The organism is Streptomyces sp. NPDC030995, assembly GCF_055571215.1.
Window position 1 is genome coordinate 11350 of the sequence record NZ_JBVIFS010000025.1, and the last position, 7946, is coordinate 19295.

Annotated in this window: 6 protein-coding genes; 4 read left to right on the forward strand and 2 right to left on the reverse strand. The window is 70.5% G+C overall.

Going from position 1 to position 7946, the window contains the following annotated elements:
* Positions 1–216 precede the first annotated feature (216 nt).
* From ACZ45T_RS29060 to ACZ45T_RS29070, 3 genes are all read left to right on the forward strand, one after another.
* Positions 217–1017 (forward strand): ComF family protein, encoded by an 801-nt coding sequence (locus tag ACZ45T_RS29060; RefSeq protein ID WP_468446408.1) that lies wholly within the window; start codon positions 217–219, stop codon positions 1015–1017.
* Positions 1018–1314: 297 nt separating this feature from the next.
* Positions 1315–2010, forward strand: a complete 696-nt coding sequence (hpf, locus tag ACZ45T_RS29065) for a ribosome hibernation-promoting factor, HPF/YfiA family (protein WP_468446520.1) — start codon at positions 1315–1317, stop codon at positions 2008–2010.
* Between the two features lie 194 nt (positions 2011–2204).
* Complete coding sequence (locus ACZ45T_RS29070; protein ID WP_468446410.1) at positions 2205–2957, forward strand: response regulator; 753 nt, start codon at positions 2205–2207, stop codon at positions 2955–2957.
* Positions 2958–2975: 18 nt separating this feature from the next.
* Here ACZ45T_RS29070 and ACZ45T_RS29075 read toward each other — a convergent pair whose 3' ends face one another.
* Positions 2976–4136 carry a winged helix-turn-helix domain-containing protein gene (locus ACZ45T_RS29075; protein ID WP_468446412.1) on the reverse strand — a complete coding sequence of 387 codons (1161 nt, stop codon included), beginning with the start codon at positions 4134–4136 and terminating at the stop codon, positions 2976–2978.
* A gap of 10 nt (positions 4137–4146) precedes the next feature.
* Positions 4147–4728, reverse strand: coding sequence for a GNAT family N-acetyltransferase (locus ACZ45T_RS29080; protein WP_468446414.1), 582 nt, complete (start codon positions 4726–4728; stop codon positions 4147–4149).
* A gap of 238 nt (positions 4729–4966) precedes the next feature.
* Here ACZ45T_RS29080 and secA point away from each other — a divergent pair, with 238 nt between their 5' ends.
* Complete coding sequence (gene secA / locus ACZ45T_RS29085; protein ID WP_468446416.1) at positions 4967–7777, forward strand: preprotein translocase subunit SecA; 2811 nt, start codon at positions 4967–4969, stop codon at positions 7775–7777.
* Positions 7778–7946 lie beyond the last annotated feature (169 nt).

Consider the following 7946-nt stretch of genomic DNA (forward strand, 5'->3'; position numbering starts at 1 on the left):
CTGAGCCGGGCTGAGCCGGGCTGAGCCGGGCTGAGCCGGGCTGAGCCGGGCTGAGCCGGGCTGAGCCGGGCTGAGCCGGGCTGAGCCGGGCTGAGCCGGGCTGAGCTGGGCTGACGGGGGCTGATGGGGGTCGACGGGGCTGACCTGGGCTTACCCGGGGCCCGTGCGTTGTCCACAGGAGTGGCGGGCCGCGGTCCGGCCCGTCAGTGTGGAGGCATGCGCGGGTGGTGGCGGGAGCTCACCGGACTGGTCCTGCCGGTGGACTGCGCCGGCTGCGGGGCTCCGCGGGTGCTGCTGTGCACCGGCTGCCGGGCCGCGCTGAGCGGGGCCGCGGCGGGGCAGGTGCGGCCGTCTCCGTGTCCCGAGGGGCTGCCGGTGGTACAGGCCGCCTCCGTCTACGAAGGGGCCGTACGGGCCCTCCTGCTGGCGCACAAGGAGCGCGGGGCGCTACCCCTGGCCGGGGCGCTGGGCGGCGCTCTGGCGGCGGCTGTGCTGGCGGGTGGGACGTGTGGGGCGCGCGGTGCCGGTGGTGCGGGCGGTGCCGATGGTTCGGGCAGCGCGGGGTCAGCGCCCGCGGACGTGGTCCTGGTGCCGGTTCCCTCGGCGCGGCGGCAGGTCCGGGCGCGCGGGCACGATCCCGCGCGCAGGATCGCGCTGGCCGCCGCGGGTCGGCTGCGGCGGGCCGGTGTTCCCGCGCGCGTGGCGCCCGTACTGCGGCTGCGGCGGGCGGTGGCGGACCAGGCGGGGCTGGGGGCCCGGCAGCGCCGGGAGAACCTCGCGGGGGCGCTGGTGGCGTGCCGGGACGGGGCGCGGCTGACGGGCGGGGCCCGGATCGTGCTCGTGGACGACGTGATCACCACCGGGGCGACGCTGGCGGAGGCGGCCCGGGCGATGTGCGCCGCGGGCCTGGCCAGGGGCCCGGGCGGGGGCTCGGGAGCCGTCCTGCGGGCGGCGGTGGTGGCCGCCCCCGCGGCCTCGTTCGAGGCCGGCAACTCCTACCGGAGGAAAATCCTGTGAATAGATTTGGAACTGGTGGGGAAGGCCCATCGTTGCAGGTTGTAAGAGGGAACAGCCGAGTGACCGGAAGTACGTTCCGGTAGCGGGTGCCGACAACCGTCATAGAGGGATATGTTCGGTTGTAAGGAACTCAGGAGGCTGTCTCTCGACTCCGAAGTCGGTGGGGTGTAGATCTTGCCGATGGGGGAGGAGGAGGTGAAAGTCGCCAAGTCCGAGGCTCCGGCCTTCACCGGAGTCTGGTGCGAAAGGGAGACGCTTCGCCCCGTCGGGCGGAGCTATCCGGGAACGGAGTTCTGCGTGGACATCGTCGTCAAGGGCCGCAAGACCGAAGTGCCCGAGCGGTTCCGCAAGCACGTGGCCGAGAAGCTGAATCCGGAGCGGATCCAGAAGCTCGACGCCAAGGTGATCAGCTTGGACGTCGAGGTGTCCAAGGAGCACAACCCGCGCCAGGCCGACCGTTCCGACCGCGTGGAGATCACCCTGCGTTCGCGGGGCCCGGTGATCCGAGCCGAGGCCGCCGCCGCCGACCCGTATGCGGCGCTGGACCTGGCTCAGGACAAGCTGGAGGCCCGGCTGCGCAAGCAGCACGACAAGCGCTACACCCGCCGTGGCAACGGCCGGCTCTCGGCGGCAGAGGTCGCCGACGTCGTGCCGGGCGTCGCGTCGCTGAACGGCAGCGGCCAGCCGGTCACCGAGGAGAAGGCGAACGGGGTTCCGATCACCCGGATCGGTTCCATCGAAGTGCAGGGCGAAGGCCCGCTCATCGTTCGCGAGAAGACACACTCGGCCGCCCCCATGTCGCTCGACCAGGCCCTCTACGAGATGGAACTGGTCGGCCACGACTTCTATCTGTTCGTCGACTCCGAGACGAAGTTGCCCAGTGTTGTCTACCGACGTCACGCCTATGACTACGGAGTCATCCACGTGAACCCGGACGGTGCCTCCAGTTCGGAGGAGCCGCGAGGCGGCGCCGGAGGCGCGCTCGGCGGCTGACCAACCCATTTCGTTGCCCCTGCGGGGTGCGCTCAGGCGCCTCCGCGGGGGCACCCGTATGACGGGTATGCGCCAGGCGGGTCAGTCGCATCCCCCCGCGTCGTGGTGCGGGCATGGAATCATGGCGGGCAGTCAACCGGTGGCGGTGCGTGACCGGTTGGCCCAGCAGCTGAGCACATGCAGGGGGAGGAACGATGGCGGACAGCTTCGGGCCGGTGCGCGGGGAAGACGGCGCGGGCTGCCGTGAGACGGACGGCGAGGCGCAGGCCGCCGGGTCGCCGGCCGGGGAGCCCATCCGGGTGCTCGTGGTGGACGACCACGCGCTCTTCCGCCGGGGACTGGAGATCGTCCTCGCGCAGGAGGAGGACATCCAGGTCGTCGGCGAGGCGGGCGACGGGGCGGAGGCCGTGGACAAGGCGGCCGACCTGCTGCCGGACATCGTGCTGATGGACGTACGGATGCCCCGGCGCGGCGGGATCGAGGCGTGCACCTCGATCAAGGAGGTGGCGCCCTCCGCGAAGATCATCATGCTGACGATCAGCGACGAGGAGGCGGACCTCTACGACGCGATCAAGGCGGGCGCGACCGGGTACCTCCTGAAGGAGATCTCGACGGACGAGGTGGCCACGGCGATCCGGGCGGTGGCGGACGGCCAGTCGCAGATCAGCCCGTCGATGGCGTCGAAGCTGCTCACCGAGTTCAAGTCGATGATCCAGCGGACCGACGAGCGGCGGCTGGTGCCGGCGCCGCGGCTGACGGACCGGGAGCTGGAGGTCCTGAAGCTGGTGGCCACGGGCATGAACAACCGTGACATCGCGAAGGAGTTGTTCATCTCCGAGAACACCGTGAAGAACCACGTGCGCAACATCCTGGAGAAGCTGCAGCTGCACTCCAGGATGGAGGCCGTGGTCTACGCGATGCGGGAGAAGATCCTCGAAATCCGTTAGGCGGCCGGGGTGAGCCCCCTAGATCGCGGCGAGCTCCGCCGTGACGGCCGCCGCTTCCGCGGGGGAGCCGGCGCGCTCGATCCGTACCGCGTCGCAGCCGACCCACTCCGCCGCCTCCCGCAGGGCGAGCGCCATCGGGCCGGCCGCCTTGGGCGAGGTCAGCGACAGCTGCCGGGCGACCAGCGTGCGGCCCTCGCGGGCCGGGTCGACGCGGCCCTGGAGCAGGCCGCCCGCCAGCAGCGGCATCGCGAAGTACCCGTGTATCCGCTTGGGCTTGGGAACGTACGCCTCCAGGCGGTGCGTGAAACCGAAGATCCGCTCCGTGCGGGGGCGGTCCCACACCAGGGAGTCGAAGGGCGAGAGCAGCGTCGTGCGGTGGCGGCCCCTGGGGGGCGTCGCGAGAGCCGACGGGTCGGCCCAGGCCGGCTTGGACCAGCCTTCCACCTCGACCGGGACCAGCCCGGAGTCCGCGATCACCGCGTCGAACTGGTCCCCCTTGAGGCGGTGGTAGTCCGCGATGTCGGCGCGGGTGCCGACGCCCAGGGACTGGCCGGCCAGGGCGACCAGGCGGCGCAGGCACTCGCGGTCGTCCAGGTCGTCATGGAGCAGCGCGTCGGGAACGGCCCGCTCGGGGAGGTCGTAGACCCGCTTCCAGCCGCGGCGCTCGCTGCACACCACCGCGCCGGTGTCGAGGAGCCACTCCACCGCGATCTTGGTCTCGGACCACTCGAACCACTCCCCGCCGTTCTTGGCGCCGCCCAGCTCGGTGGAGGTCAGCGGGCCGTCGGCCTTCAGCCGGTCCAGGACCGCCTGCGTCGAGCGCTCCTTGTCCTGGAGGATGTGCCAGCGGTGGCCGCGCGCCCGGTTGGCCCGGCGGCGGAAGGCGAAATGCGGCCATTCCTCGATGGGGAGGATGCAGGCCGCGTGCGACCAGTACTCGAAGGCGTGCCGGTCGGACCAGTAGGCCTTCTCCACGGTGTCCCGGCCCACCGCGCCCAGGCGCGCGTACGGGATCAGCTCGTGCGAGCGGGCCAGGACCGAGATGGTGTCCAGCTGTACGGCGCCCAGGTGGCGCAGGATCCCGCGGACGCCTCCGCGGCGGTCGGGCGCCCCGAGGAAGCCCTGCGCGCGCAGGGCGATCCGGCGGGCCTCGTCGGCGGACAGCGAGAGCGAAGTCATGGTGCGCAGCCTAGGCGCGGCCACTGACAGCGGGCAGGTACGGCAGTCGCGAGGGCAGCCCGAGGTCGGAGGGGAGCAGGGCGCCGACCCAGCAGTCGCGGTTGGTGCCGCGCTGCTCGATGCCGGCCCGCAGGATGCCCTCGACTTGGAAGCCGGCCTTCTCGGCCACGGCGCGCGAGCCCGCGTTGCCCACCTCGGCCCGCCATTCCAGCCGTACGACGCCCAGCTCGGTGAAGGCCCAGCGGGCGACGGCCAGCACGGCCTCGGTCATGTAGCCGTGCCCGCGGTGTTCCTTCGCCGCCCAGTAGCCGATCTCGTGGCTGTCCAGGCCGTGGACGTGCACGCCGACGGCCGCGACCAGCGGGCCCTCGGCCCCGAGGCGCACGGCGAAGGAGTGGGCCGTGCCCTCGCGCCAGCCGTTCGGCACGATGTCGTTCACGAAGGCGTGCGCGTGTTCGCGCTCGTACGGGGAGGGGACCAGCGTCCAGCGCTGGATGTCCGGGTCCTGGGCGGCCGCGTAGACCTCGTCCTCGTCGGCGGGGACGAAGGGGCGCAGTACGAGGCGGTCGGTGCTGAGTGTGGTGGGCTCCATGAGCGGATTCTGCTGCCGTCGGGGCCTGGGGAGCGAACACTTTTCGGGAATCTCGCCGGGGAGCGGCACCTTCGGCGCCCCCCGTACGTTCTCAATCCGGGCACCCGTGCCCCCAGGGGAACGGCGGACCTCCCGACGCGGCCACGTCCTCGCTTACGATGGCCGTTGCGGTGGGTCCCACCTGCCGTGCCCGTGTACGTACAGTGCTCAGGCCCGACCGGCAAGGAGACAAACCTCGGTGTCCGTCTTCAACAAGCTCATGCGTGCAGGCGAAGGCAAGATCCTGCGCAAACTGCACCGCATCGCGGACCAGGTCAACTCCATCGAAGAGGACTTCGTCAACCTCTCCGACGCCGAGTTGCGTGCGCTCACGGACGAGTACAAGCAGCGCTTCCAGGACGGCGAGAGCCTGGACGACCTGCTGCCCGAGGCCTTCGCGACCACGCGCGAGGCCGCGAAGCGCGTCCTCGGCCAGCGGCACTACGACGTCCAGATCATGGGTGGCGCCGCGCTGCACCTCGGCTATGTGGCCGAGATGAAGACCGGTGAGGGCAAGACCCTCGTCGGCACGCTCCCCGCGTACCTGAACGCGCTGTCCGGCAAGGGCGTCCACCTGATCACGGTGAACGACTACCTCGCCGAGCGCGACTCCGAGCTGATGGGCCGGGTGCACAAGTTCCTCGGCCTGGAGGTCGGCTGCATCCTGGCGAACATGTCGCCGGCGCAGCGCCGCGAGCAGTACAACTGCGACATCACCTACGGCACGAACAACGAGTTCGGCTTCGACTACCTGCGCGACAACATGGCGTGGTCCCAGGACGAGCTCGTCCAGCGCGGCCACAACTTCGCCGTGGTCGACGAGGTCGACTCGATCCTGGTCGACGAGGCCCGTACCCCGCTGATCATCTCCGGCCCGGCCGACCAGGCCACGAAGTGGTACGGCGACTTCGCGAAGCTGGTGACCCGCCTGACCAAGGGCGAGGCGGGCCAGCCGCTGAAGGGCATCGAGGAGACCGGCGACTACGAGGTCGACGAGAAGAAGCGCACCGTCGCCATCCACGAGAGCGGTGTCGCCAAGGTCGAGGACTGGCTCGGCATCGAGAACCTCTACGAGTCGGTGAACACCCCGCTCGTCGGCTACCTGAACAACGCGATCAAGGCCAAGGAGCTCTTCAAGGTCGACAAGGACTACGTCGTCATCGACGGCGAAGTCATGATCGTCGACGAGCACACCGGCCGTATCCTCGCCGGCCGCCGCTACAACGAGGGCATGCACCAGGCGATCGAGGCGAAGGAAGGGGTGGACATCAAGGACGAGAACCAGACCCTCGCCACGATCACCCTTCAGAACTTCTTCCGCCTGTACTCGAAGCTGTCGGGCATGACCGGTACGGCCATGACCGAGGCCGCCGAGTTCCACCAGATCTACAAGCTCGGTGTCGTCCCGATCCCGACCAACCGCGACATGGTCCGCAAGGACCAGCCGGACCTGATCTACCGGACCGAGGTCGCGAAGTTCGCCGCCGTCGTCGACGACATCGCGGAGAAGCACGAGAAGGGCCAGCCGATCCTCGTCGGTACGACGTCGGTCGAGAAGTCCGAGTACCTCTCGCAGCAGCTCTCCAAGCGCGGCATCCCGCACGAGGTGCTCAACGCCAAGCAGCACGACCGTGAGGCGACGATCGTCGCCCAGGCCGGCCGCCGCGGCGCCGTCACCGTCGCCACGAACATGGCCGGCCGCGGTACCGACATCAAGCTCGGCGGCAACCCGGACGACCTCGCCGAGGCCGAGCTGCGCCAGCAGGGCCTGGACCCGGAGGAGCACATCGAGGAGTGGGCGCACGCCCTCCCCGCGGCGCTCACCCGGGCCGAGGCCGCGGTGAAGGCGGAGTTCGAGGAGGTCAAGGAGCTCGGCGGGCTGTACGTGCTGGGCACCGAGCGCCACGAGTCGCGCCGTATCGACAACCAGCTGCGCGGCCGTTCCGGCCGACAGGGCGACCCGGGCGAGTCCCGCTTCTACCTGTCGCTGGGCGACGACCTGATGCGCCTGTTCAAGGCGCAGATGGTCGAGCGCGTCATGGCGATGGCCAACGTGCCGGACGACGTGCCGATCGAGAACAAGATGGTGACGCGCGCGATCGCGTCGGCCCAGTCGCAGGTCGAGACCCAGAACTTCGAGACGCGCAAGAACGTCCTGAAGTACGACGAGGTCCTCAACAACCAGCGTGAGGTCATCTACGGCGAGCGCCGCCGCGTCCTGGAGGGCGAGGACCTGCAGGAGCAGGTGCGCCACATGATGGACGACACGATCGACGCGTACATCGCGGCCGAGACGGTCGAGGGCTTCGCCGAGGAGTGGGACCTGGAGCGGCTGTGGAACGCCTTCCGGCAGCTCTACCCGGTGAAGGTCACCATCGAGGAGCTGGAAGAGGCCGCGGGCGACCGCGCGGGCATCACCGCCGAGTTCATCGCGGAGTCCGTCAAGGACGACATCCACGAGCAGTACGAGGCGCGCGAGAAGACGCTCGGCTCCGACATCATGCGCGAGCTGGAGCGGCGCGTGGTGCTGTCGGTGCTCGACCGCAAGTGGCGTGAGCACCTGTACGAGATGGACTACCTGCAGGAGGGCATCGGCCTGCGGGCGATGGCCCAGAAGGACCCGCTGGTCGAGTACCAGCGCGAGGGCTTCGACATGTTCAACGCCATGCAGGACGGCATCAAGGAGGAGTCCGTCGGCTACCTGTTCAACCTGGAGGTCCAGGTCGAGCAGCAGGTCGAGGAGCTTCCGGTGCAGGACGCGGCGCCGTCCCTGACGAAGGAGTCGGCCGTGGCCACCGCCACGCGTCCGGAGATCCGCGCGAAGGGGCTGGACGCTCCGCAGCGGCCGGACCGGCTGCACTTCTCGGCGCCGACGGTGGACGGGGAGGGCGGGGTCGTCGAGGGCGACTTCGAGTCCGACGGTGCGGGTGCGGGTGACGGGGATGGCATGACGCGGGCGGAGCGTCGTAAGGCGCAGAAGGCTGCCGGCGGGCGTCGCCGCAAGAAGTAACCCCGCTGGGGCTGCTGATCTGTCGGCCGGGGCCGGACACCGTACGCGGGGTCCGGCCCCGGCCGCGTTGTGCGGGTGCGGCGCCGCTGGGGGGGGGGGGGCCCCCCCCCCCCCCCCCCCCCCCCCACCACGCGGGAGGGAAAAAGGGAAACGCCCACACCACAACGAC

What these genes read in the sequence shown, in the direction of transcription:
- ACZ45T_RS29060 (WP_468446408.1), top strand. Translation starts at nt 217, where the DNA reads ATGCGCGGGTGGTGGCGGGAGCTCACCGGACTGGTCCTGCCGGTGGAC.
- ACZ45T_RS29070 (WP_468446410.1), top strand. Translation starts at nt 2,205, where the DNA reads ATGGCGGACAGCTTCGGGCCGGTGCGCGGGGAAGACGGCGCGGGCTGC.
- ACZ45T_RS29075 (WP_468446412.1), bottom strand. Translation starts at nt 4,136, where the DNA reads ATGACTTCGCTCTCGCTGTCCGCCGACGAGGCCCGCCGGATCGCCCTG.
- ACZ45T_RS29080 (WP_468446414.1), bottom strand. Translation starts at nt 4,728, where the DNA reads ATGGAGCCCACCACACTCAGCACCGACCGCCTCGTACTGCGCCCCTTC.